The sequence below is a fragment of the Reinekea sp. genome (assembly GCF_982785585.1).
Genome location: NZ_CEYAVF010000031.1, coordinates 7092 through 31556, shown reverse-complemented (window position 1 = coordinate 31556; position 24465 = coordinate 7092). Strand labels below are relative to the sequence as shown.

General features: G+C 55.4%; 20 protein-coding genes. 9 read left to right on the top strand and 11 right to left on the bottom strand.

Translation table 11 applies throughout. The features are described 5' to 3' along the window. Window positions 1-151 precede the first annotated feature (151 nt). Window positions 152-1048: a universal stress protein gene (locus tag AC4FIC_RS12140; protein ID WP_100257474.1), complete on the bottom strand. Its 897-nt coding sequence runs from the start codon at window positions 1046-1048 to the stop codon at window positions 152-154. After that, on the bottom strand, window positions 1048-2532 hold the full coding sequence (locus AC4FIC_RS12135; RefSeq protein ID WP_100257475.1) for a SulP family inorganic anion transporter: 1485 nt from the start codon (window positions 2530-2532) through the stop codon (window positions 1048-1050). The genes AC4FIC_RS12140 and AC4FIC_RS12135 overlap by 1 nt, the downstream gene beginning before the upstream one ends. A 247-nt stretch (window positions 2533-2779) precedes the next feature. Between AC4FIC_RS12135 and AC4FIC_RS12130 the strand changes: the two genes are divergently transcribed. Further along, entirely contained in the window at window positions 2780-4609 is a 1830-nt protein-coding gene (locus AC4FIC_RS12130; protein WP_100257476.1) for an ExeM/NucH family extracellular endonuclease, read from the top strand. A gap of 120 nt (window positions 4610-4729) precedes the next feature. Continuing rightward, window positions 4730-5608, top strand: coding sequence for a hypothetical protein (locus AC4FIC_RS12125; protein WP_100257477.1), 879 nt, complete (start codon window positions 4730-4732; stop codon window positions 5606-5608). A gap of 37 nt (window positions 5609-5645) precedes the next feature. Here AC4FIC_RS12125 and cysE read toward each other — a convergent pair whose 3' ends face one another. Beyond that, on the bottom strand, window positions 5646-6428 hold the full coding sequence (gene cysE / locus AC4FIC_RS12120; RefSeq protein WP_100257478.1) for a serine O-acetyltransferase: 783 nt from the start codon (window positions 6426-6428) through the stop codon (window positions 5646-5648). A 1-nt stretch (window position 6429) separates the two neighbouring features. Continuing rightward, window positions 6430-7206: an RNA methyltransferase gene (locus tag AC4FIC_RS12115; RefSeq protein WP_319418045.1), complete on the bottom strand. Its 777-nt coding sequence runs from the start codon at window positions 7204-7206 to the stop codon at window positions 6430-6432. 223 nt (window positions 7207-7429) lie between these two features. Between AC4FIC_RS12115 and AC4FIC_RS12110 the strand changes: the two genes are divergently transcribed. The 3 genes from AC4FIC_RS12110 (at window position 7430) to AC4FIC_RS12100 (ending at window position 10229) form a co-directional block, all read left to right on the top strand. Continuing rightward, window positions 7430-8179: an inositol monophosphatase family protein gene (locus AC4FIC_RS12110; RefSeq protein ID WP_100257479.1), complete on the top strand. Its 750-nt coding sequence runs from the start codon at window positions 7430-7432 to the stop codon at window positions 8177-8179. A gap of 36 nt (window positions 8180-8215) precedes the next feature. Next, window positions 8216-9280: a patatin-like phospholipase family protein gene (locus tag AC4FIC_RS12105; RefSeq protein WP_273286020.1), complete on the top strand. Its 1065-nt coding sequence runs from the start codon at window positions 8216-8218 to the stop codon at window positions 9278-9280. Between the two features lie 64 nt (window positions 9281-9344). Next, window positions 9345-10229, top strand: coding sequence for a hypothetical protein (locus AC4FIC_RS12100; protein ID WP_100257481.1), 885 nt, complete (start codon window positions 9345-9347; stop codon window positions 10227-10229). Window positions 10230-10460: 231 nt separating this feature from the next. Here the strand turns inward: AC4FIC_RS12100 and AC4FIC_RS12095 are convergent, their stop codons facing one another. Then, complete coding sequence (locus tag AC4FIC_RS12095) at window positions 10461-11327, bottom strand: MBL fold metallo-hydrolase (protein ID WP_100257482.1); 867 nt, start codon at window positions 11325-11327, stop codon at window positions 10461-10463. A gap of 205 nt (window positions 11328-11532) precedes the next feature. On the opposite strand from AC4FIC_RS12095, the gene AC4FIC_RS12090 reads away from it, so the two are divergent. Beyond that, window positions 11533-11859, top strand: a complete 327-nt coding sequence (locus AC4FIC_RS12090) for a protein tyrosine phosphatase family protein (RefSeq protein ID WP_100257483.1) — start codon at window positions 11533-11535, stop codon at window positions 11857-11859. A gap of 9 nt (window positions 11860-11868) precedes the next feature. Then, window positions 11869-13482, top strand: a complete 1614-nt coding sequence (locus AC4FIC_RS12085) for a SulP family inorganic anion transporter (protein WP_100257484.1) — start codon at window positions 11869-11871, stop codon at window positions 13480-13482. Between the two features lie 14 nt (window positions 13483-13496). Here AC4FIC_RS12085 and rarD read toward each other — a convergent pair whose 3' ends face one another. Continuing rightward, window positions 13497-14408: an EamA family transporter RarD gene (gene rarD, locus AC4FIC_RS12080; protein WP_100257485.1), complete on the bottom strand. Its 912-nt coding sequence runs from the start codon at window positions 14406-14408 to the stop codon at window positions 13497-13499. A gap of 358 nt (window positions 14409-14766) precedes the next feature. On the opposite strand from rarD, the gene AC4FIC_RS12075 reads away from it, so the two are divergent. After that, complete coding sequence (locus tag AC4FIC_RS12075) at window positions 14767-15222, top strand: YeeE/YedE family protein (protein ID WP_100257486.1); 456 nt, start codon at window positions 14767-14769, stop codon at window positions 15220-15222. A gap of 2 nt (window positions 15223-15224) precedes the next feature. Continuing rightward, window positions 15225-15698, top strand: a complete 474-nt coding sequence (locus AC4FIC_RS12070; protein ID WP_100257487.1) for a DUF6691 family protein — start codon at window positions 15225-15227, stop codon at window positions 15696-15698. Between the two features lie 41 nt (window positions 15699-15739). Here AC4FIC_RS12070 and AC4FIC_RS12065 read toward each other — a convergent pair whose 3' ends face one another. The 5 genes from AC4FIC_RS12065 to AC4FIC_RS12045 form a co-directional block, all read right to left on the bottom strand. After that, entirely contained in the window at window positions 15740-16381 is a 642-nt protein-coding gene (locus AC4FIC_RS12065) for an SGNH/GDSL hydrolase family protein (protein WP_100257488.1), read from the bottom strand. 169 nt (window positions 16382-16550) lie between these two features. Continuing rightward, window positions 16551-17468: an alpha/beta fold hydrolase gene (locus AC4FIC_RS12060; protein WP_100257489.1), complete on the bottom strand. Its 918-nt coding sequence runs from the start codon at window positions 17466-17468 to the stop codon at window positions 16551-16553. Beyond that, entirely contained in the window at window positions 17465-21298 is a 3834-nt protein-coding gene (gene hrpA, locus AC4FIC_RS12055; RefSeq protein WP_420541403.1) for an ATP-dependent RNA helicase HrpA, read from the bottom strand. The genes AC4FIC_RS12060 and hrpA overlap by 4 nt, the downstream gene beginning before the upstream one ends. Window positions 21299-21490: 192 nt before the next feature. Further along, complete coding sequence (locus AC4FIC_RS12050; RefSeq protein ID WP_273286019.1) at window positions 21491-23152, bottom strand: AMP-binding protein; 1662 nt, start codon at window positions 23150-23152, stop codon at window positions 21491-21493. 179 nt (window positions 23153-23331) lie between these two features. After that, the gene (locus AC4FIC_RS12045; protein WP_100258753.1) at window positions 23332-24141 is read right to left on the bottom strand and encodes a class II glutamine amidotransferase; all 810 of its coding nucleotides are present in this window, start codon (window positions 24139-24141) and stop codon (window positions 23332-23334) included. Between the last annotated feature and the right edge of the window lie 324 nt (window positions 24142-24465).

Sequence of the window (24465 nt, the reverse complement as noted above, 5' to 3'; positions counted from 1 at the left end):
ATTATAAATACCTGAGTAAAACAGTCAACTATTAACCGAATAAAAACGTGGACCTGTTCGGCAGACGGCTCGCTTGAGGCAAGAAACCGTCTGTTTTGAGCCCCAAGTGACAAAGAGCAACCCTGGGTGGGTGGGCCATCGAGGGGTCTTGTTAGCGCAACAAGAGCAGAGGTTGCCGGGTGCTGAGCAACATCTTCATGGTGAAGCTGCCAAACACCAGCTCACGCAAACGATTGTGGCTGAAAGCACCCATGACCGTCAGATCGATGCCATGACTGGCTTGGTATTGGCACAAAGCCTCGGCCGGATCACCCTGAAGGATTTCGCTAAAGACCTGCCGATTGGCCTGCTCTAGCTGGATCTTAGCAGCCAACACCAGTTCCTGCGCGCTGGCCGGATCCTTACTGACATGCACTAGATGGATCGGGATATGTTCGAATAGTGGGCTAGAGCCGACCATCTGGAGCGCCTTGAGGCTACATGGACTGCCGTCATAGGCCAGCATCGCAGCGGTGGGTGCGCTAAATTCCCGATTGACCACAAAGATCGGTCGCGCGATCGAGCGCACCAGCGACTCCAAATGGGTACCTAAATGCTCGGTGTCGGCGTCGTGGACCTCGCCACGAATACCGAGCACCACGACCCGCGCGTCGTGTTCCAATTCGATCAACGATTCGATCAGAGTGCCGTGCCGTTGCACCGTGACCGGGTTGGGCAGGCCAGCCAGTTCGGCACGTTGTTTGACGGTGTCGAGCATTTGCCGACCCTTCTGAAGCTCCAAGCGATTGCGCTGTTGCTCCAGATCGGTCAGTTCCGCGAGCAGGTGCTCTTGGGCACCCAGGCCGATGGCACCGGTCAGGTCTCTAACCGCGATCGCACCGCTGTGTTCAATCGCGTGCAGCGCCTTAAAGGGGGAGTTCAGCCGTTGACTTAACCAAACCGCATAATCGCAGACCGCCGAATTATAGTGAGAGCCATCGATACAGGCGATGGTCCAGCTGCGCTCGGTGTCGCTCGATTGGTGCACCTTATTATTCGTGTCGTTCATCAATGGCCTCCCAGTACTTTATCGATGTCTTCCGGCTTGTCGTGTTGGCCGAAGCGGTCAATGATGGTTTCACTGGCTTCGTTGATACCGATTACCTCGACCTCGGTGCCTTCACGGCGGAACTTAAGCACCACCTTGTCCAGTGCAGCAACGGCGGTAATATCCCAAAAATGCGCCCGGGACACGTCTATCGTCACCCGGCTGACCGCTTCCTTATAATCGAAGGCGTTGCTGAACTTATCGGCAGAGTTGAAAAATAGCTGCCCATGAACCTGATAGCTGCGTTGATCCGTGGCCTCATCGTGCTGCGAATCGACGTACATAAAGTGGCTGATCTTGTTGGCAAAAAACAGCGCCGCCAACAAAACGCCAGCGAATACACCATAGGCCAAATTGTGCGTCCAGACCACCACCACTACGGTAACAAGCATAACCAGATTGGTCGAGAGCGGATATTGCTTCAAATCACGGATAGAGGCCCAATTAAAGGTTCCGATCGACACCATAATCATCACAGCGACTAAGGCCGCCATGGGTATTCGCGCGACCCAATCACTGAGGAAGACCACCATAATCAACAACACAAATCCGGCCACGAAGGTCGATAAGCGCCCGCGCCCGCCGGATTTCACATTGATCACCGATTGACCGATCATGGCACAACCGGCCATGCCACCGACCAGACCGGAGGCGATATTGGCAATGCCCTGGCCCTTACATTCACGGTTCTTATCGCTGGTGGTGTCGGTTAGATCGTCGACGATGGTCGCAGTCATAAGCGACTCGAGCAGGCCGACGACGGCCAGCGGTGCGGCATAGGGCAGGATAATAAACAGCGTTTCCAGATTGAGCGGAACATCGGGCCACAAAAAGATCGGCAAGGTATCCGGTAACTCGCCCATGTCGCCGACGGTGCGGATATCCAGGCCTAGCAGCATGGCCAGCCCGGTGAGCACCAAGATGCAGATCAACGGCGAGGGCAGCGTTTTATTGATCAGCGGAAACAAATAGATAATACCCAGACCGCCAGCGGTCATCGCGTAGACCACCCAGCTGACATCGATCAGTTCGGGCAATTGCGCCATGAAAATCAGAATCGCCAAGGCGTTGACGAAGCCGGTAACGACCGAGCGCGATACAAAGCGCATCAATTCACCGAGGCGTAAATAACCGGCGAGCAATTGCAACACCCCAGTTAGCAAGGTCGCCGCCAACAAATACTCCAGCCCGTGCTGCTTAACCAGGGTCACCATCAACAGTGCCATGGCGCCGGTTGCGGCGGAAATCATCCCAGGACGACCACCGACAATCGAAATCACCACAGCGATACAGAAGGATGCATAGAGACCGACCTTGGGATCAACACCGGCAATCACCGAAAACGCAATGGCTTCCGGAATCAACGCGAGCGCCACGACCAACCCGGCCAAAAAATCACCGCGTATATTGCCGAACCAGTCGGCTTTGCTTTGGGTCAATAACATATATCTGCCTCATTGCTGTCTTTTTTCGGCCTCAGGAACGCTTCAAACTGGGGGAATCCAAGTTATGAGGGCTGCGAAAAGTGGGCGAGAATACACAGTTGGGGCCGACAATTCAATGTTGGACCCCGCTCGGGCCCGCTCGCTCGCTCGGCGCGCTCAACCGGTTGACGGCCGAGCGCACGGACTGTCATAGTTTGCAGTCAAATCGATCCGCAGGCAGGCAGCCAAGTTCAATCGGGGCATGGATATGTTCAAGCAACTTCTTATAGGGGTCCTCGCCACCCTGATAGCCAGCTTTAGCTACGCTGAGCAAAAACGAGCCTCCGCCTGCGGTGATCCGGCGACGCGGCTCGCCCAGATTCAAGGCTCGGGGCTAGTCTCACCCTTACTCGAGCAAGACGTGACAGTGGAGGCCGTGGTCACCCTGGATCTGCAGGCCGAACATGACATGGCTGGGTTTTTCCTCCAGCAAGACCCGACCGATGATGATGCCAACACATCCGAGGGCATCTTCGTATACCACAGCCGCACCGAGGTTGAGGTCGGCGATAGGGTGCGTTTGAGCGGCCGGGTCAATGAGTACTTTGGGGTGACCCAGTTGCATCGTATCGATGACCTAAAGCGCTGCGCCACGAACCGCGCCCTGCCGCCCGTCACCGACCTGAGCCTGCCGCTGCCCTACCCTGAATCTTTGGAGGCGATGGAAGGGATGCGGGTTCGGTTTTCGGCGAGTTTAACCGTCAATGACGTCGCCAAACTCGGCCGTTATGGCGAATTTACGCTCAGCCAGGGCCGCCGGTCGATCCCGACCGATAGCGCCCGCCCCGGACGCGCCGCCGATGCGATTGGCCACGCGAATCGGTTAAATCAGTTAGTAGTCGACGATGGCAGTACGCGTCAAAATCCAGATCCGGTACCCTTTCCAACGCCCGGGCTGACTGCTGCCAACAGCCTGCGCATCGGCAGCACGGTGCAGCATCTGACCGGGGTAATCCACTTCGCGTTCGACACCTATCGCCTGATCCCCACCAGCCCACCCAGGTTCCAATTGGACAACCCGCGCCGCGCCGCACCGCTAGCAGTGCCCAACAGCGATCTGCGCATCGCCAGCTTGAATGTCCGCAATTACTTTAATGGCGATGGTTTGGGGGGCGGTTGGCCGAGCCCACGCGGCGCCAGCGACGGCGTCGAACTGGCGCGTCAAACGAGTAAATTACTGGCCGCCCTGGTGGCGATCGATGCCGACATAGTGGCGTTAATGGAGCTCGAAAACGATGGTATCTCGCAGCGCAGTGCGCTCGCCAGTTTGCGCCGAGCCCTCAATGCGGAGCTGCCGACGGATCGACACTACCAGCTGATAGACCCCAGGGTCGATCGGATCGGCAGCGACGCGATCAGCGTTGGTTTACTCTATCGACCGGCGCGCGTGCAACCGATCAACCGAGCCCGGCTATTGACCAGCGCCAACTCACCCAACGACACCAGCGGCCGTGCACTCTTTAATGACGCGCTGCATCGGCCCGCCCTGGCGCAAACCTTTAGCCACCCGTCTTCGAGCGAACGCCTGACCCTGGTGGTCACACACCTGAAGTCCAAAGCTCAGGGCCGGTGCGCCAAATGGGACGACTGCGATAGGGGGCAAGGCGCCTACAATCTCAGTCGCACCCGGGCCAGCCAGGCGTTAAATCTCTGGTTAGGGACCGACCCGACCGACAGCCGGGCTGCGCATGTACTGATGGTGGGTGATTTCAATGCCTACAGTCAGGAAGATCCGATCGTCGATTTGATTAACGCCGGCTTTAGCGCGCTGCAAACCCCGGGTGGCTACTCCTATGTTTACCAGGGCCAATCGGGCCGCCTGGATCACGCCTTGGCCTCGCCCGCATTGGCCGACAAGCTCCTATTGGCGCAAGAATGGCATATTAACAGCGATGAGCCGTCGGTCTTGGATTACCATCGGGAGTATAAATCGACCGAGCAGATCGACACCTATTTCGCTCCTGACCCCTACCGCTCATCGGATCACGATCCATTGGTGCTGGATTTTCGCTTGAGCATGCCAGCACGAAACCGATAGCAGGGCCGATGCCGAGTTTAGGGCACTTTGTCTAGCCGATCACAGAGTCGATCACTGCATTTGGCACGCCTATTGGCCGCAGGCACAATAAGCCTTTAATGCATTGGGACGTGCTTCACCATGATGCTCTTATCGGTACTCTTGACTCTGATTTTATTGACCTACGCGGTCGGCTTCTGGTCGACTCGGATCTATCCGCGCTTACGCCCCTTTCAGTATAATCCAACGTCGGATGTCACCCTACCCGCGGCGCGCGCGAGCTTGATCCACAAGAATTTAGCGGCTCGCTTTCATCTGCATCAACATACTCGGGTCAGCCTGTCCGATGCTCAGAGCATTGAAAGCCTGATCGCTTGGGTGCACGGCCTGTGGTTACCCCGGCTGGGGCACTGTGCGCACAGCGACAACCCACTCAGCGTGATCAATCGGGCCTTGAATGGCGAGCAATTTAGCCGTTGCGACTATAACCTTATTCAAGCGCACGCCATGATAGCGGTGGGTATCCCCTGTCGTCTAACGACCTTGAGAACACGCGACTGCAGTTGGCGACCGCTGGGCAGTCAGTATGAGGGCATAGAGTATTTTGATCGGCAGCATGCCAAGTGGGTATGGCTGGATGCTCAGTTGGGTGTGCGGGTCGTGCAGAACTTTGTGCCACTCAACAGCTTAGAAATTAAACAGGCTTATCTGAACCGAGAAATCTTAACCTTAGCCCCCGATCAGGATGTGCTCAGCGTTGGCCAATATCTGGATCAGCTGCGCCCCTTCCTCGATATCATCGTGGCCCGGCCACTGGGGCAGATGAAAAAATTCGCCCTCATACCGCCCAAGTTAAGATTGCTAAAACGGCAATGGTTTGTTGGCCCGCAGCTTTACGACATCGCCTGTCACGCGGCGGTATCTTTTTATGCGGCTCATCCGCGTCAACATTGGAGTCAGTCGGGTCGACTCAAAAACGCCGCGCAGATCCAGGGCACTCGCGACCTGCAATCGCGTTGAGGCGAGTATTGCCCAAAGGTCCGTGCAAGCCCCGCGCTTAAACGCTGTTTTGTTGATCAGAGGCCTCGATAACGGCGAAATCTTCATCTTTCAGGTCCGGCATCTCGGGGGTTGTGAAGGATTTATCCATTTTTTGCAACGACGCGCACATCCGATCGATACGCTGGTCTTGCGCATTAACATGGTCCAACAACGCCTTGATGGCATGGGCGGTAATATCGGGCATTTCGGCCACGCCGTAGGCATCGAAGCCCATGCGTTTGGCCAATTCTTCTTGCTCGGTGCTGAAGCCCTGGGCTCGTTCGCCCTTCAATCTCACCACACGACCGGGGATGCCGACCACCGTGGCACCTTCAGGCACTTCTTTGGTGACCACGGCGTTTGATCCGATGCGCGCATTTTTGCCCACCTTAAAGGGGCCCAAGACCTTTGCACCGGCCCCCACGATGACGCCGTCTTCCAAGGTTGGGTGGCGCTTACCTTTTTGCCAACTGGTGCCACCTAGGGTGACGCCCTGATAGACCGTGACATCATCGCCAATCTCAGCGGTTTCTCCGATCACGATGCCCATGCCGTGATCGATAAAAAAGCGCTTCCCGATCGTTGCACCCGGATGAATTTCAATGCCGGTAAACCAACGTGCTAGCTGCGATATCCAGCGCGCCAGCGTCTTAATATTCCAACGCCAGAGGCGATGCGATAAGCGGTGGATGATAACGGCATGCAGACCTGGGTAATTAAGCAAGACCTCAAACCAGCCTCGGGCAGCCGGATCGCGATTAAAAAAACTTTGAATATCGTCTTTGATGCCTGAAAACATATCAGGGTTTCCTTAGGTGTTTATCTATTTGACTGAGCATGCCACGGAGAATGTTGGCTTCAACCTCATCCGGCTGGGCGCGCAGTATTAGGCGCCGTACCTTACTCATTAGCGTTCTGGGGTTATGGGGGTTGAGGAAATCAATATCAACCAGGACCTGTTGCCAGTGCTGGAATAAACTTTCCAGCTGGCCCGCGGTGGCCGGCGGCTGATCCCATGGCACGCCCCAATGGGGTTTGGGCTTGGCGTCGCTGGCCTGTGCAGACATACGCAACTCGTAAGCCAAGACCTGTACCGCGGATGCGACATTGAGTGAACTGTAGTCGGGGTTGGCGGGAATATTGACATGACAATGGCAGCGAGCCAATTCGTCATTGGTCAAGCCACTGCGTTCACGACCCAGCACCAAAGCAATCTGGCTACCAGACGGCATCGACAGCACCTGTTGCGCCATCTCCCGAGGGTTTACTAAGGGCCACGGCAGGGTCCGGGAGCGTGCGGAGGCGCCAACCACTAGGGCACAGTCGGCAATGGCGTCCTCTAAACTGTCAACCACCGTGGCGCTGTCGAGCAAATCGGTGGCGCCGGAGGCCATCGCGGTGGCCGTATCGGAGGGGAAATCACGCGGCTGTACCAGCACCAGATGTCGAAAACCCATGGTTTTCATGGCCCGTGCCGCGGCGCCGATGTTGCCCGGATGGGAGGTGTGCACCATTACCACCCGAACATGTTCTAGGTTGCTAAAGGCCATTTCTGAGTCGATGTCGATCGTATCCACGAAATTAATTCCACAAATTACATTTAATGACTGAATGATACGCTAAACCTGGTGTATCATGCGCGCCCTTTGAATCTATCCGTAGATTCTCTCAGATCGAGGCCAACAGTCGCCCCGGTCGATGCGCTGTTTAACAAGTCCTTGCGGACCGACGTTCCAACTCGAGTCATTCTGACGTTCAGAATGGGTCATTTGCCCTTATAAGCCTGTATAAGAGAGTAACATGCAACCGATATTGACGATCGCACTACGTGCAGCCCAAAGCGCTGCTGAAAAGCTGAACTACACAGTGACCAGCATTGCATCTTTAACTGCAGAAGGAACGAGCCGCAAGGAAGTCTTTGACAAGGCCATTGAGGATGCCGCCTGGCGTGCTCGCAAGGTCATCCGCAGCGCCCATACCCGCCATCACATCGACTCCATCCAACTCGGCAAAGAAGACAGCCGAGACTGGGATGGACAGTCGCGTTGGGTCATCGATGTCGCCGCCGGCGAGCACAACTTGCGTAACGGCTACCCCGGCTTCCTAGTCAATGTCGCCCTCTACACCAAAGATAAGATCGATTGTGTCGCCCTGGTCGATCCGATGACCGAAGACTACATGATTGCCTCGCGCGGTCGCGGTGTGCACTTTAACGATCGCCGCGTGCGCGCCGAATTCGTCCCCCTGCCTCAGGCAACTTGCACCCTTGCGACCAAAGACATGGTCTTGCTAAGCAAATGGCAGGATGCTGTTTATGACATCCGCGTCAGTGGCTGCGCGCTCTATGATTTCATCAATCTCGCGGCCGGCCGGGTCAATGTGGCCATCGCGCAACAGATGTCACCAGCCGACCTAGCCAGTGCTCTGCTTATTGTGCAAGAAGCCGGTGCCTTAACCGGTGATGTCGAGGGCAAGCCAATCAAGATGGATCGCGGCGAGTTACTCGCAGCCAGCCCGCGTCTGTTTAAACAACTGTTCAGCAAAGGCTAGTCGTCTTGAATGGCGGTGACGGTCAGTAGGCGCGCGATGGAACCGATTGAGATCTTTGCCGGCCAACAGGCTTACCGCCATATAGCGCAGTCGGGGATCCGGCCGACCGATATCCGCGCGATTATCGGCGCGTCCGGCGGCCCGAAGTGGTTTGTGCTCAGTCATTTGGACCGCTATTTGATGCAAAACTGGCTCCCCGCCATCCCCCATCAGCTGGAGTTAATTGGCAGTTCGATCGGGGCTTGGCGGATGGCCGCGTACGCCAGTGCGGCGCCGATGGCCGCTCTAGAGCAGCTCGAAAGTCAATATCTGAACCAGCGCTATTCGGCGCGTCCGTCACACCAAGAAATTTCGCAGTCAATCCGCCAGCTGCTCGACAGCTTTATTCAACCGAACGACCTAGACCAACACCAACTCAAAAAATTGCATATAGTGGCGGCCCGTTGCAAAGGGCTCAGTCAATTGGAACAGCCCTCGATTCAGGGTCTGGCGTTCGCCGCCGTGGCCGTGGGCAATCTGGTCAGTCGACGAAGCTTACCCCGGTCCTTTGATCGGGTTATTTTTCAGTCGCCGGGCGGGCAATTACCGGTCGCTCAATGGGATCACTTTCGCACTCATCAGGTACCGCTGAACCGGGCCAATTATCGTGATGCCTTGCTCGCCAGTGGCGCCATACCAATAGTCATCGAAGGGGTGCGCGACCCAGTCGGCGCACCAAGGGGCCTCTATCGAGATGGCGGCATGGTCGATTACCACTTTGATTTGCCGTTCAAACCCGAGCAAGGCCTAGTGCTTTATCCTCATTTTTCGCCCCTATTAAAACCCGGCTGGTTCGACAAGCCCTTGCCGTGGCGTAAGGTCCACGCCAGCAACTATTCCCACACGCTGATGATCAGCCCCAGCCGAGAATTTGTCGCGTCCCTGCCCTACGGGAAAATACCCGACCGGCGCGATTTTGAGCGACTCGATAATGACAGCCGAATTCGCTATTGGCAGACGGTTGTCGATCGCAATCAGGCTATTGCCGAGGCCTTTGATCGCTGGGTGCACAGCGCCAATCCGCTCGATCAAGTGATTCCGATCGAAACTCTGACCCGATAAAGCCGGCTATCATTCAGATCCCGTTCAGCCTGCCTCTGCCACTATAGGTGCAAAGGAGACAGCCATGACCGAACGTACTCAATCAACGATCCGAACACTCATTCACGCCGTGCAGACCGGCAGCCTAATGCTGTTGGCAACGCTAGCCCTGACCGGATGCTATGTTGAGGTGGTGCCGCAGGTCAGGCCCTATATGCTGATTACAGACCACAACTCGATCGACCTGCGCCGTTATAGCACCGCCTTTCTCGTCGAGGCTGCACTAATTCCCTTTGCGCTTGGCAGCGCAAGCCCCGCCATGCTGATTGATCCGGACAGCGTCACGACACCCCAAGGCCGAGCCCTGAATAGGGCCCTGATCGAACGCACCAGTTATGCCTACCTATTCGATGATCGGGACTGTGACGCGGGCGGTTACACCCAAACCGAAGCCGAAGCGGACACCACTCGCTATGATGATGGCTATACCTTTGTCGACCTGAACCTGAACGCTCAGGCCAAAGATTGCGCGCTGCGCTCCGGAGGCCAGTTGCATTGGGTCAATAGTGACCTGAACTATAACCTTTCCGGTTGGTATGACGACTGGGCCGGTGCAATCAGCTCCATCACGGCGCGGTTGGACGGCCAGGTGCAGATTGAAACCACTGACAGCCTAATACAGCACCGCTTGGTTAATGTACAACTGGACAATCTGACCAGCACCGACTTCCTATTAACCGGCAGCAGTGCGGTATGGCTCGATGATGGCTTTGGCCAAAGCGATGCCGACCTGACCACCGAAGCGGCGGTGCATTGGGCCCTAGGCCACAGTTTTCCTCATCAGGGTCAGGTGCGGCTACAAAATAACAGTTCCTGGGTCGACTTAAAATTTGCCACGACCGGACTCTGGCGTGAAACCAGTTCCGGCGGCAGCCACTTCTGGTTATGGAGTGAACTGGGCTTCCAATAAAAACAATAGGAGTACAGACCCAAATGCTCTAGGCCAAAACCTCCCACTTTCGGGAGGTTTTTTTTGCCTAAACAGATGCCAAGGTCGAGGCGGCATTGGCTTAACCCTTGTCCTTAACAAAAAAAAAGCCTGGCACACAGTGCTCAGGCTTTGATCTTTCCGGCTTACGACACCAGGGTTGTGCTGGACCTAAGGTCGGCCCAGGTTGGGCGCAAATGCGCCCAAAATCGTCTAGATAGCGTTGATTGGCACCTTGATATAGCGCGTACCATTGTCTTCGGCCGGCGGCAGTTCACCGGCTCGTATATTAATCTGCACCGCCGGTAAGATCAGCGTCGGCATATCTAGGGTGGCATCGCGCTCGCTGCGCATCTGCACAAAGGTTGCCAGGTCAATCGTTTGGTTGACATGAATATTGCGCTCGCGCTCGGCTTTGACGGTGGTCAAATACTGATAGTCTCGACCATTGGGTCCATAATCATGACACATGTAGAGCTTAGTCGAATCCGGCAGACTGAGGATACGGGTTACAGAATTAAACAAAATCGTGGCATCACCACCGGGAAAATCACAACGCGCCGTGCCCTGATCGGGCATAAAGATCGTATCGCCGACGAACAGGTGCTCATCATCGACGTTGTAGCACACGCAAGCCGGCGTATGACCCGGCGTGTGCATGACGGTCACCGCAAGGCCGCCAATGGCGAAGCGCTCGCCGTCGGCAAATTGGACATCGAATTGCGAGCCGTCGGTGGCGAATGTCGGCTCAACATTAAAGACCGTTTTAAAGGTTTCCTGCACCAAACTAATAGCATTACCAACGCCCGTCTGGCCGCCAAGCTGGGACTTTAGATAGTGCGCGGCTGACAAATGGTCGGCATGGACATGGGTTTCCAGAATCCAGTCGATACTCAGCGATTCGCTGCGCACGTAATCAATCACCTCATCGGCGGCATCGGTTCGGGTCCGCCCGGATTTGGGATCGTAATTTAACACCGAATCGATAATGGCTGCCCGTCGTGTCACGGGGTCTTGCACCAGATGGGTGTAGGTAAAGCTGGTCGGGTCAAAAAATGTTTTGATGACGGCTTCAGACATGTTGTGGGTCTCCTCTCGCGGCACTTATATTAGATATATCTAATTTATAAGTTGAATAATAGAGACCCCTGGGCTCATTATCAACCCTTAATTAGCCTTGACTAATATTTAAGCTACGGTGAATAGTGGATTACTGCTATCCAAAACCGATGGCATTTTTTATGATGGCGCCCCCCACCGGCCTTTTGCACTGGAGAAACACCGTATGACTTGGACACAAATTGCACAAAACTATTGGGTGAGCCCACAAATTAGCGCAAGCCAACTGGACGAGGCCAAGGCCTTAGGCTTCGATACTGTGGTCTGCAATCGACCCGATGATGAAGAGCCGGGCCAGATTAACAGTGACGTTATCGGCGCGGCGTGCGCTACCTTGGGGCTCGACTATCTATTTTTGCCGATGCAGGGCGCCAACTTCAGTGCGGAATATGTCGAACAGATCCAGCAACTGAATCAGGCGAACAAAAAAGTCTTGGCCTATTGCCGCTCGGGTAACCGCAGCTCTATCCTCTACAACGCTGCCACGGTCTAAGTACAGCTTATGATGCGAACGATCGGCCGGCCCCACCTGGCCGATTTCAATGCCGCTTTACTGGTCGCACTGGTCGGTATTCCGCAATGTTTGGCCTATGCCATGCTCGCGGGCTTGCCACCCATGTACGGCCTAGTAACCGCGGCCATCCCCGGCCTAATCGCCGCAGTACTCGGTAAGAGTCCCGCCCTGACGGTGGGCCCCACCAATACCACCGGCCTGGTCATCCTCACCGCCCTGATCCCCTGGGCCAACCAACCCGAGGCACTGCTCACCGCGATGGCCACCCTGGCCTTCTTAGCCGGTTTGTCTCGTCTCGTCATAGTACTGTTGAAAGCCGAACGGCTGTTCGACTTTGTTCCTGAAGCGGTCATGGTCGGTTTCGCAACCGGGGCTGCGGTGATCATCGCCTTGATGCAAATCGATGAGCTGCTCGGACCCCCCTTTCAAGGCGTGCGTAACGTGGTCGATGAAGTCAGGATGCTGAGCCATTTTACCGGGTCGGCTCTGAACATCCCCAGCCTGGTGCTGGGCAGCCTTGCATTGGTGGCGGTGGTGCTCGGCCATAAGTTCGCCCCACGCTGGCCCATTCCGCTCTTGGTGTTGGTGGTCAGCATGGCCTGGGTCTGGTTTGACCTGGCCGACTTTAGCCACGCCTGGGTCACCGTGGGTGACAGCTCGGTGGTAGCCGACGGTTGGCCGAGTTTTAATCATCGGCTGCCCAGCTGGCATATGATTCAAACGCTCATAGTGCCCGGCTTTGCGGTTGCCTTTATCGGCTCACTGGAATTGATTGTGACCCTGCGCAATCGTCAAGAACACCGCCTCTTGCGGCGTGAATTGGGCAGTCAGGGTTGCGCCAATATGGTCGGCAGCTTTATCGGCGGCTTTCCGGCCAGCACCTCCTTGACCCGCTCAGTATTGCTCGATCTCGGCGGTGCCCGCACTCGCTGGGCACCCTTTTTGGCCGCCCTGATGCTGATCCCCATTATTCTCTATGGTGCAGCAGCCGTGCGCAGCATACCGCTGCCGGTTATCTCGGGTTTACTGATTGCCACCGCCCTATCGATGCTCAAGCCGGCGGCCATCAAACAGATGTTAACGGTCAACCATCAGACCCGCATCCTGTTTCTGGTCACCCTGATCAGCACCCTGGTGCTGACCTTTCATGAGGCCATTCTCTTGGGTTCGATGTTGGGCATCATGCTGTTTCTCTTCCAAACCAGTCAGACGAAATTGATGCCCTTTGTGGTGGACGCCAATGGCGGCTTAAGCACGCCGAGCGATCGGGATGCACCATCCCAGCCACGCCTGATTCAGATTTCGGGCAGTCTGTATTTCGCAGCCGCCCGGCAACTGCCGGAACGCCTCAATGAACTGCTCAGCGACACCCACCATCTGGTGCTCGATTTAAGTCATGCTCACCATTGCCGCGTCGCCGCGGTTCAAGCTTTATTGGCTTTTCTGGCAGAGTGCACCCTGCGCGGCGTCGTGGTTGAGATCAGTGGCGCCTCTGCGGAACTCAAGCTGCTGACCCGGCAAATGGGGGTACGCCTGCCGTGGAGCGAAAAACGCCTGGCCCAGACTCTGATCACATCAAAGGTCTCGGAGACCAGCGGCTAAGAGCTGCAGAAAACCTAAAGCGGTGGTGCGATGGGCAGCGGCTCGGCCAATGAGTTCTTGGTATGCCGTTTGAGCTGCCTCGCCTTGGTGACTAAGCCGATCACAAACAACACCATGGCGACCCAGACGAGACCAAAGGTCAGGTAACGCTGCATTGGCACGGCCTCGTTCAGAACCCAAATGGCAATCACAAATTGGATCATCGGGTTAACATACATAATGAAACCGGCGACAACTAGGTTGATGCGCCGCAACGACGAGGCAAACAAGAGTAATGGCACCGCAGTGACCACACCTGACGAGAACAACAGCGTATATTGCCACAGGCTATGACTGTCGCCACCGTCAATGATTCCGTTGCCGATCACCAAGGTTGCTATCGGCAGTACCCAAAGCGTTTCCAGACCAAGCCCAAGCAAACTTTCTACGGGCTGCAGTTTACGCACCAGCCCGTAGCAGCCGAAACTCAGCGCCAAAGCCAAGGACACCCAAGGTATGCCGCCCATGGCGATGAGTTCGAAGAGAATCGCCAAGGCCGCGACCCCGCCGGCGGACCATTGCCAGCTGTTAATCTGCTCCTTAAGCACCAATCGGCCAATCAACAAACTCACTAAGGGGGTTATAAAGTAGCCCAGACTGGTTTCCAGCACCCGATGCTCGGCCACCGCCCAGATAAAGACATACCAATTGGTACTGATTAGGATTGACGCCAAAAAACTCCACAGCAGGACCCTTCGGTTACGCAATAAGCGCCCAAAGCCGCCCAATTGCTTCATCATAACTAAGAGTACAAAGGCTAACAGAAAGGCAAATACTACCCGGTAGGAGAGTATTTCCATGGCGTCGATGCCGACCAATAAACGAAAATACAGCGGAAAACAGCCCCATATTACATAAGCCGCCAATGCGTACCACATGCCTCTCATAGCTTGATTGTCCTGAAGATTGAAGGCCAGGTTAAGATTGGATAGATAGACAATGAGCGGATCCCATCCTGACAAAGGGGCGCGCCGGCCATTATGACCTACAACGGCAAAATACCTAGTCTTATCTACCGCCCATCCTCTCTGCTGCTGGCTATGGCGCGTCTTAGCAAAGGGTTAGCATCTTTTCGCTGAGCTCAAAAATAGCGCCAGCTGGCCCCTGACCCGACTCATTGAGGGGCGTTTCGCACCGACCAATCGGAGGCTCAAAAATTTGCTCACTGTAATCGCTTGTAATTGACGATAAAAACCGTAATATTAGAGATATCTTATATTAATCTTATGAATGGACACCTGCAGTATGGAAATAATTAATTTTACGCCCGGATCGGCCGCATTAGGCGGCGCTCTCATTGGCTTATCGGCCCTGCTCTTGCTGCTGACCAAAGGCCGCATTGCCGGCGTGTCCGGCATCGCCGGTGGTATTATCTACCCAGTGCGTGGCGAAATCCTATGGCGGGTTGTTTTCGTTGTCGGTCTAATCCTAGGTGGTCTGATCTATCAATGGCTCAGCGGCACCAGCACCACCGGCTTGTTTAAAGGCATCGACCATATTCAAGCCGCCGTCAGTTGGCCGTGGCTGATAGTCGGTGGCCTATTGGTCGGCGTCGGCACCACCATCGGTACCGGCTGCACCTCTGGCCATGGTATTTGCGGGCTGGCCCGCGGCACCACGCGGTCCCTCGCGGCGACCCTGAGTTTTGTCGGTGCCGGCCTGGTAACCGTATTTATTGTCCGTCAACTGGTAGGGGTTTAAGTATGTTGGGTATACAGCGATTATTTTTTGCCTTACTAGCGGGCGTTATTTTTGGCCTCGGCCTGTCCATTGCCCAGATGATTGATCCGGCCAAGGTGATCAACTTCTTAAATCCATTGGGCCCATGGGATCCGTCCTTGATGGTCGTATTGGCGGTTGGCTTGGCGATCAATGCGTTGGCAACGCCGTTGATCTTGAAACGCGAGCGACCCCTGTTCGATAATCTATTTCGGGTCCCAGCCAAGTCTCAAATCGATGCTAAAATCATTGGCGGCGGCGTGCTGTTCGGCATCGGCTGGGGCATTGCCGGTTACTGCCCCGGACCGTTGCTGACCTCGCTGAGCTTTGCCAACAGCGATATTCTGATCTCCTTGGCGGCATACGTTGTCGGTACTCTGGTGACCAAATGGGTGATCGCCCGTATTGAAGCGGCGCGCCATATTGAGCATGCGGCAGAAGAGGCCTGTGTCGGCTAGGACTCGCTAGGATTAGGGTGCGCTCTGCACCCTGACAGTGCTCAGGCGAGCAGTTTATGATCCGCCGTATAGCTGCGCCATCGACCGGCCAACCAACGATGTCCCAGGTCCGTCGGATGAATGCCATCGGCCAGATAATCGCTCGGGTGGCCCTCGGCCGTGACCAGCAGCTCTGCTTGCATCGGGCACCAATGCACCCCTAACTCATTGCAGATACTGCGTTGACCGGCTGACAGGGCCTGCAGCAGTGGCCACCAGTCTGCTGTGACCTGATCTGAGGGCAAGGCAAAGGGTTCACACACCAGCACGCGCTCGCTGCGCAGTTGAACCGTCTCGATCAGCCGCCTGAAACCGGCCAACGATCGGGTCAGATTGTGCGGGGTCTTGCGCCAGAAGGGGTGCCAAATATCATTGATGCCGATCAGCAGCGTCGTTAGATCAACCGACTCGGGCACACCCTCGGTTTGATCGGGCCACCAATCCGATTGCTGCATCAGCTGCGCGCTGAGACAGCCAGAGAATCCGCGATTCCAGCACACCAGACCATTGTACTCTGCGCCCAAGTCTTTATTCAGGTGTCGCACCCAACCGGTGCCCAATCCCGCTTGAGTGCCTTGATAACGCATTGCCCGCTTACGCGCACAATCGGTGACCGAATCGCCTAAAAAAACCAATTTGGGCATCGCCCTTCCTCCTTTACATCCATTGATCGACCGCTGGTCAGCAACAGGCCCCTGTGTTATCTGTGTTGAATAAACGGTGGCACGAAAAGGATTGGCTCGTGAGCTGCGAACTGGCCAGCGCCGATCCGGCCATCACGCCTTGGATCGGGGGGCCAGATCGGTACCGGGGTCATGCTAAGTCTTGCAGCAGGATGCGCTCATTCAACCAGTCGAGCACGACCGGAAAATGGTCTACCCAGGCATCGTCGTGTTGCAGCATCGATAGCACATTGTAATTACGCAAATTGCCATCGCCCTTGGCCAAGATAAGCAGGCGACCGTTGTGGGTCCCAATCTCGCGCATGAATTCTCGCACGTCGCCGGTGTTGGCCAGATACCCGTTGCTGCGCGCGGCAAAATATAGGCTCGGCGCGACGTTTAACGAGCGCAATTGGGCGCCATAATCAAAGCCGTCGACCGGGTCTATCCAATCGCCTTCGGTCCACGCCAAATAGGTCTGGTACAAATTACTGACCTCAGGTTGATCAAACTCGGCGGTCCAGTGCAGCGGCACGTCGCCGCGCATGGCCGCAAACAATGGCATTACCTTGCGCCAGAACAAACGCGACAGACTCGAGTGTGAGATACCACTGATCATTGAACTGCGCCGAGCGTTAAAATGCACAAAACCCTGGGTAAGTTGGCGAATTTTTGCATGCCGGGCATAGGCGGAGAGCAGCAATACCGAGCCAAAGCCCTGGCCAAGCAAAAATAACGGTCGGCCCTTGAGGTGTCGCTCAACCTCGTCGATAACACGCAACAGATCCTGGGCAATGATATCGTGCACGCTATGGGTCAAATTGCGACTGAGATGGGGCCAACTCTCACCGTGGCCGATCAAATCGGGCACAAAACAGGCCACACCCATTTCGCTGAGATAGTTGGCCAGCCCGTGGTCTTCTTTAAAAAAGGTCTCGCCGCTGGTGCCCAAACCATGCAACATCAAGACCGCCGCATGGGCCTTGGGGTGTTCTAGGTGGCGCATAAAAAGCTGTCCACCGTTGATCGTCGGAACCTTTAAACGCTCTTCTCGAATCGTCGAAGTCATTCAGCGATAACCTTGTGCCATTGTTTGTCGAGGCGTTTCGCTGAGATCGGGAAACGGGTGCCCAGTGTTTGAGCGAACAGAGACACCCGATATTCTTCCATCATCCAACGATATTCCATCAATTCGGCAGAGAACTGCTGGGTTTCGTTCATCGACTTCTGTCGATCGACGTAACGTTGCCAGCATTTGTGCAGTTCATCGACCACCATGTTTTCCGCAGCCGGAATGCCGGCGCTACGGTTTAACCGCTTATCGGCGGCTTGCAGATAGCGTATCAATTGATCCCGCCAAGTGGGCGCCGTCTGCGTTAAGAAGTTTGGATACACCAACTGGTTGAGCTGACCGGCCACATCGGCATAAATAAAGGCCGCGGCAAAGCTGATCTTACCCTTGAGTTGCTTACGCACTTGGTGGTGGGCCAACAGAATGGCATGCGCCTGGCGCGCCACTCGCTCGCCGCAGGCCACCAACTCACCCCGATGGCGCTCCAACCAGGCCTTGAAGTCGGCCTCGGTGCGCGGATAGCTGCCCGCCACTAACGGCAGACTCAGGCGCACAGCCGCCATCAGTATATCCTGTTTCAGGCTATCGGCCTTGCCATAGGGCGCAAACAGCAGGGCCGATTCGCTAAACTGGGGCAATCTTTTGGCCAGATAGGTGAGCGGCTCCTGCCAATAAAAAGAGGCTAAGCGCCACAGGCCCAATTTATGCTGCTCTGATGACCAGCGGGCACCGGTAAAGCTTTCCCGGGTCACGCTGTTAACCTTATCGACCAGGGCCGGATACATCTTCACCTCGATGCCGGCCTGCCGACGCAGTTCGAATTCGGGTAGGTCGTCAAACTGCCAGGTCGTCGCAGACTGCATTTGCGCGGCTTGCACTGAACTCTGCTTGGCCTGTTGCTGAGCGGTTTCATTAGCCGGTCGTAACATCTGCTCGATATTACGACCTTGGGTGATCACCTTGCCGCTATCGTCGACCACCTCGAAGCGATACTGCAGGTGCTCACCAATGCTCTCAATCGGCCATTGATCGTCTGGTACCCGAACCCCGGTCATGCGGAACAGTTTTTCCGCCATGGCCTTATGCAAGGCAACATCGCTCGGCGCTAAGGACGCCATCAATGCCTCTACATAGTTCGGCACTGGGACGAAATTCTTGCGATAACTCTTAGGCAAGCCCTTGAGCAGCGCGGTGATCTTTTCTTTTAACAGACCAGGCACTAACCACTGTAAGCGCCCTTCCGGCAATTGCGACAGGGCCGCTGCGGGCACCTTGATGGTCACACCGTCGGCCGGATGGCCCGGTTCAAAGCGGTAATCGAGCGGCAAAGACATGCCCTGAAAACTGAAGGTATCGGGAAAGGCGTTGCGATTGATGCCAGTTGAACGGTCCGAGATTAAAAAATCCGGATCAAAATTCAAGCTATCCTGCGGTTGTTTTTTAAGCCAGGCGTGGAAGCCAACGCTGTTGACGATGTCCGCGGGGATCTTTTCATCATAAAACTGAAACAGGGTTTCTTCATCGACCAGTATATCTTTACGCCGAGCCTTATCCTCCAGGTCTAACACCGCTTCGAGCAAGCCTTGATTGTATTTAAAGAATGGTGCTCGGGTAACCAGTTCTCCTTCCACCAACGCGGCGCGAATAAACAACTCGCGCGAGAGCACTGGATCAATGCGACCGAATTGCACCGTGCGGTTGACCACTATTGGCAAACCGTAGAGCAATAGGGTTTCTAACGCCGTCACCTGCCCGGCCTTCTTTTCGTAATGCGGTTCGGAATAATTACGTTTGACCAAATGCAGGGCCAGGGTTTCCAGCCAAGCCGGTTCGATCTTAGCGACCACCCGAGCAAAGACCGCGCTGGTTTCGACTAGCTCCGCGGCGACCAACCACTTCGGGCCACGTCGGGCATGGACCGAGGACGGGTGAATCATACAGGCCCGGCCGCGCGCGGCGTTGTAAGTCCGCTCTTCCTTGTGGTTGGCGATATGACTCAATAAACCTGAGGCCAACGCGCGATGGATCGATTCATAACCGGCCGGTTCCTGGTTCAGTTTAAAGCCCAGCTCCTTGCACATCAGGTGCAGCTGACGATGAATATCGCGCCATTCGCGCATGCGCAAATAGTTGAGGAACTGTTCCTTACAAAATTTGCGTAATTTATTTTCCGACAACTCTTGGCGATGGCCTTCGTAACGTTGCCACAGGTTTAAGAAGGCCAAAAAATCGGAATCCTTGTCCTTATCCTGGGCGTGTTTTTCGGCCGAGGCTTGTTGTTTTTCCTGCGGCCGCTCCCTCGGATCGGGCACCGACAAGGCACTGGCGATGATCAATACTTCATTGAGTGCCTTGTGCTGATTGGCGGCAATCACCATACGGCCAATCCGAGGATCGACCGGCAAGCGCGCCAGCTCCTTACCGATGGCCGACAGGGTGCCACGTTCATCGACCGCCGCCAGTTCATTGAGCAGGGTGTAACCGTCCTTGATCATGCGTTGATCGGGGGCTTCCAAAAAGGGAAAGTCTTCGACCAGGCCCAAGCGCATATGCAGCATTTGCAGGATCACCGAGGCCAGGTTGGTGCGCAGTATTTCCGGATCGGTAAAGCCCGGCCGAGCATTGTAGTCTTCTTCACTGAAGAGCCGAATGCACAGGCCCGGCGCGATGCGCCCACAACGACCCGCGCGCTGATTGGCCGAAGCTTGGGCGACCGGTTCAATCGGCAGGCGTTGAATCTTCGAGCGGTAACTGTAGCGGCTGATGCGCGCCAAGCCACTGTCGATAACATAGTGAATGCCGGGCACGGTCAGCGAGGTTTCGGCGACATTGGTCGATAAGACGATGCGCCGGCCGCTGTGTCCAGAAAAAATGCGTTGCTGCTCGCTGTTGCTCAAGCGCGCATAGAGCGGCAGCAATTCGGTGCCACGCAAGTCGGCCCGCTTGAGGATGGTAAAGGCTTCACGAATTTCCCGTTCACCGGGTAAGAACACCAGGATGTCGCCCCCGCGCGCATGGGTTTGGCCGGCACGCTCCAGCTGGTCAATTTCATTGACTGCATCCAAGATCGCGCCGGGCAAATCGGCAGAATAGTCTTCCTCTTCGGCACTCATGGGCCGATATAGCAGGTCGACAGGATGCGACCGACCGCTCACTTCAATCACCGGCGCGTCGTTGAAATGGCGCGAGAAGCGGTCCACATCGATGGTCGCCGAGGTAATAATGACCTTTAAATCCGGTCGACGCGGCAGCAGTTGTTTGATGTAGCCGAGCAGAAAATCAATATTGAGGCTGCGTTCGTGGGCCTCATCGATGATTAGGGTATCGTAACGATTTAGATAGGGATCCTGTTGGATCTCATTGAGCAGGATGCCATCGGTCATCAACTTAATCAGCGTCTGCTCGCTGGATTGATCGGAAAAGCGCACCTGATAACCGACTAGGCCACCGAGGGGCGTATTCAACTCCTGAGCGATCCGCTCGGCCACGGCTCGAGCTGCCAGCCGCCTGGGCTGGGTGTGACCAATCAGGCCCGATAGACCGCGCCCGGCCAGCAAGCACAGTTTGGGAATTTGCGTGGTCTTGCCCGAGCCGGTCTCGCCGGCGATCACCACCACCTGGTGGCTGTCCAGTACTCGGCGAATTTCATCGCCCTGCTCTGACACCGGCAGGTCGGCAACCAGTGTAATCGCCGGAACCTGTTTCTGCCGGGTGGCAAACTTGTGCGTCGATTGCGCAAAACGATCGGCAATTTGCTTGTCCAACTTGGCGCGGCTGGCATCCCCGGCGGGCAGAGCCTTGGCTTTTTTGCACAGCGAACGCAGCACATGTCGATCTTTGACTAAACATTGATCAAGAGATGATAAGACGTCTTTAATATGGACCAGAGTGGACATGAACGACCAGTAATTTATGGAATGGGGGGGAGTATAGGGGGCACGGGCCCAATAACAAACCCTCCAGGGCGGAGGGTCTTTTCTATTCGGCGTTAATCGGTGCCCAGAGCACTGCCAGGATGCTTACTGAGGGGTACGCAATTCGCGCCGTAACACCTTGCCGACGTTGGTTTTCGGCAAGGATTCGCGCCGTTCAAACAGCCGTGGCACCTTATAGGCAGCCAGATGCTCCCGACAAAAGGCAATCAGTTCGTCATCGCTGATGGCGTTATTAGTGACCAGGAAGACCTTGACGGCTTCGCCGCTTTTCTCGCTCGGCACACCCACCACGGCACTTTCCACCACGGCCGGGTGACCAGCTAGGACGTCCTCGATTTCGTTGGGGTAGACATTGAAACCGGACACGACAATCATATCTTTTTTACGATCAACTATTTTCATGTAGCCATCGGCCTGAATCACGGCAATGTCACCGGTCAAGAGCCAGCCATCATCGACGATGGTCTTGGCGGTGTCGTCGGGCCGTTGCCAGTAACCCTTCATTACCTGCGGACCGCGAACACAGAGTTCACCAGGTTCACCGCTGGGCAGATCCTGACCGTCATCACCAATAACCTTCACCTCGGTACTGGGTGCCGGAATACCAATGGTCCCCAACTGGGTAAAACCGGGCGGATTAAAGCTGACCACCGGGCTGGACTCGGTCATGCCGTAGCCCTCATTGATTTGGCAACCGGTCACCATGTGCCACTTTTCAGCGGCCGCATGAGTCAGTGCCATGCCACCGGAGACGGTCAGTTTCAACGCACTGAAATCGAGTTTATTAAAAGACTCGTTGTTGCACAGAGCGACAAACAAGGTATTCAAACCGACAAAGCAATTAAACCGATGCCGACTAAGTTCCTTGGCGAAACCAGGAATATCACGGGGGTTGGGAATCAATACACTGTGATTGCCGGTATACATAAAGACCATGCAATGCACGGTAAAGGCATAAATGTGGTAGAGCGGCAGCGGTGAAATCACCACTTCCTGGCCGTCCTCCAACGCCAAGCCAAAAAACTCATAGGACTGCAACATGTTGGCGATCAGGTTGCGATTGGTCAGCATGGCGCCCTTGGCGACGCCGGTGGTGCCGCCGGTGTATTGCAATACGATGGCGTCATTGTGTCCGCTTTGAACCGGACGATAGCTAAACGACGCACCTTTTTGCAGTGCACTGCGCCATGAAGTGGTGCGAGTCTTGTCGTAGTCTGGAACCATTTTCTTGACCCGTTTAACGACGGTATTGACCAAGAGTCGCTTTAGGGGTGGATGTTGATCGGCGATCTCAGTGACAATGATGCGCGTCACGGCGGTGCGCGACTGAACCTTAAGCGCCGTCGCCGCCATGCCGGCATAAACCACCATGGCTTTGGCACCGGAGTCATTCATTTGATGCTCTAATTCACGCTCGGTATAGAGCGGATTGGTGTTCACCAGCACCAGCCCGGCGCGCAAGGCGCCCCAGGCGGCAATGGGAAATTGCAGCAAATTCGGAATCATCAAGGCGATGCGATCGCCCGGTTTGAGGTCGGTTTCATTTTGCAGGTAAGCGGCGAATTGCGCCGACAGCTGATCCAATTGGCCAAAGGTCAGGGTCTTACCCATGCAACTGAAGGCGTCCTTATCGGCATATTGGGTTACCTTGGCGTTAAACAGGTCCAGTACGGTGTCGTAAGCGTCTGGATCGATCGACGCCTTCATTTTACCGGGATATTGGCTGTGCAGATAACCTTCAGACATGGGGCCTCCTAACTGGCGTTTATTGTATTGGGCAACCTTCTTTCAAGCCCCCAATCGCGCTACCGGCAGGCTGAAATAGAGTTATGATTGTCACCTTTACCATAGTCGAGTTCAACACTTAAGTGAATTAGCCTCACCATTCAAAGAGCCACCGGGCTCAATAAACGACTCCCGCCGCGCTAAAGTCCTGAGCCCTTCGGGTGCACCACAGATGGCCCTAAGCTCTGCCAGGTAGAGACGCCGTCACAAAAGAGGCGTCCCTCGCCCGATTGCATCGCGTGCCAATCCTCATTATCGGTCAGCGGCTGAGTCGCGATGACGGCTACCCGATCGTCAATGTGGGTCACCGAGGAGAAATCCACGGTAAGGTCCCGATCGCACAAATGGGCCGGGCCGAACGGTGCTTGCCGACATAACCAAGACAGCTTGGTGGAACAAAATACGAACAGACCATTGCCGTCAGACAACAGCAAATTGCAGACGCCCAACTGGTTCAATTGCTGACAATAGTGTTGCAACAACTGCGCTAATTCGCTCCATGGGGTTTGCTCGGTGGCCTGCTCGCGCAGCTTATCGAGTAACCAGCAGAATATTTTTTCACTGTCTGTCGTGCCTACTGGGCAATAGAAATTGGCCTGCGGTACGCGGCTAAGGTCGATTTGACCATTATGGGCCAGGGTCCAAGCGCGGCCCCAAAGCTCGCGCTGAAACGGATGGGTGTTTTGCAAATTAACCGCACCGACATTGGCTTGGCGGATATGGCTCAGGGCAATTTTACTTTGAATCGGGTAAGTCCGCAGAAACTCGGCAATGGCTGAGGTGGCACTGGCTTGATAGTCTTTAAATTCGCGCAAACCACCCGATTCATAAAAGCAGATACCAAAGCCATCGCCATGGGGGCCGGTTGCACCACCGCGACGAATCAATCCGGTAAAGCTAAAACAAATATCTGTGGGTACATTGGCACTCATGGCCAGCAGTTCGCACATAGCAAGATCCCATGCCTTTTTTAAAGTATAGATAATTGGTTTGAGAAATACACAAAAGGCCACCCGATAGGGTGGCCAAAAAGGTTCGCGATATTCCCGGCGGCCGAGGGTGATCTCTAGCTGGCCGCGCAATCGCCGCCAGGACCGTAAGCTTAGCCCACGCTCTATTCTGGCTTGTCAGCAGCCGGCGGATCATTCTCAGCATCCATCTCAAGTTCCAACTTGGCCAAATCATCATCGATGCTGCTGATGTCAAAGAGCGCCTCTTCTTCTTCGTTGAGCTCCGGGATATCTGCTAAGCCCGCCGCTTCTGGGGTGTCCGCT

Coding starts and splice junctions, on each gene's coding strand:
- cysE (WP_100257478.1), bottom strand. CDS start 6,428: ATGTTTTCAGGCATCAAAGACGATATTCAAAGTTTTTTTAATCGCGAT.
- AC4FIC_RS12075 (WP_100257486.1), top strand. CDS start 14,767: ATGGAAATAATTAATTTTACGCCCGGATCGGCCGCATTAGGCGGCGCT.
- AC4FIC_RS12065 (WP_100257488.1), bottom strand. CDS start 16,381: ATGCCCAAATTGGTTTTTTTAGGCGATTCGGTCACCGATTGTGCGCGT.
- AC4FIC_RS12045 (WP_100258753.1), bottom strand. CDS start 24,141: ATGTGCGAACTGCTGGCCATGAGTGCCAATGTACCCACAGATATTTGT.
- AC4FIC_RS12100 (WP_100257481.1), top strand. CDS start 9,345: ATGACCGAACGTACTCAATCAACGATCCGAACACTCATTCACGCCGTG.
- AC4FIC_RS12050 (WP_273286019.1), bottom strand. CDS start 23,152: ATGTCTGAAGGTTATCTGCACAGCCAATATCCCGGTAAAATGAAGGCG.
- AC4FIC_RS12110 (WP_100257479.1), top strand. CDS start 7,430: ATGCAACCGATATTGACGATCGCACTACGTGCAGCCCAAAGCGCTGCT.
- AC4FIC_RS12095 (WP_100257482.1), bottom strand. CDS start 11,327: ATGTCTGAAGCCGTCATCAAAACATTTTTTGACCCGACCAGCTTTACC.
- AC4FIC_RS12070 (WP_100257487.1), top strand. CDS start 15,225: ATGTTGGGTATACAGCGATTATTTTTTGCCTTACTAGCGGGCGTTATT.
- AC4FIC_RS12135 (WP_100257475.1), bottom strand. CDS start 2,532: ATGTTATTGACCCAAAGCAAAGCCGACTGGTTCGGCAATATACGCGGT.
- AC4FIC_RS12060 (WP_100257489.1), bottom strand. CDS start 17,468: ATGACTTCGACGATTCGAGAAGAGCGTTTAAAGGTTCCGACGATCAAC.
- AC4FIC_RS12090 (WP_100257483.1), top strand. CDS start 11,533: ATGACTTGGACACAAATTGCACAAAACTATTGGGTGAGCCCACAAATT.
- AC4FIC_RS12085 (WP_100257484.1), top strand. CDS start 11,869: ATGATGCGAACGATCGGCCGGCCCCACCTGGCCGATTTCAATGCCGCT.
- AC4FIC_RS12125 (WP_100257477.1), top strand. CDS start 4,730: ATGATGCTCTTATCGGTACTCTTGACTCTGATTTTATTGACCTACGCG.
- rarD (WP_100257485.1), bottom strand. CDS start 14,408: ATGAGAGGCATGTGGTACGCATTGGCGGCTTATGTAATATGGGGCTGT.
- AC4FIC_RS12105 (WP_273286020.1), top strand. CDS start 8,216: ATGGAACCGATTGAGATCTTTGCCGGCCAACAGGCTTACCGCCATATA.
- AC4FIC_RS12130 (WP_100257476.1), top strand. CDS start 2,780: ATGTTCAAGCAACTTCTTATAGGGGTCCTCGCCACCCTGATAGCCAGC.
- AC4FIC_RS12140 (WP_100257474.1), bottom strand. CDS start 1,048: ATGAACGACACGAATAATAAGGTGCACCAATCGAGCGACACCGAGCGC.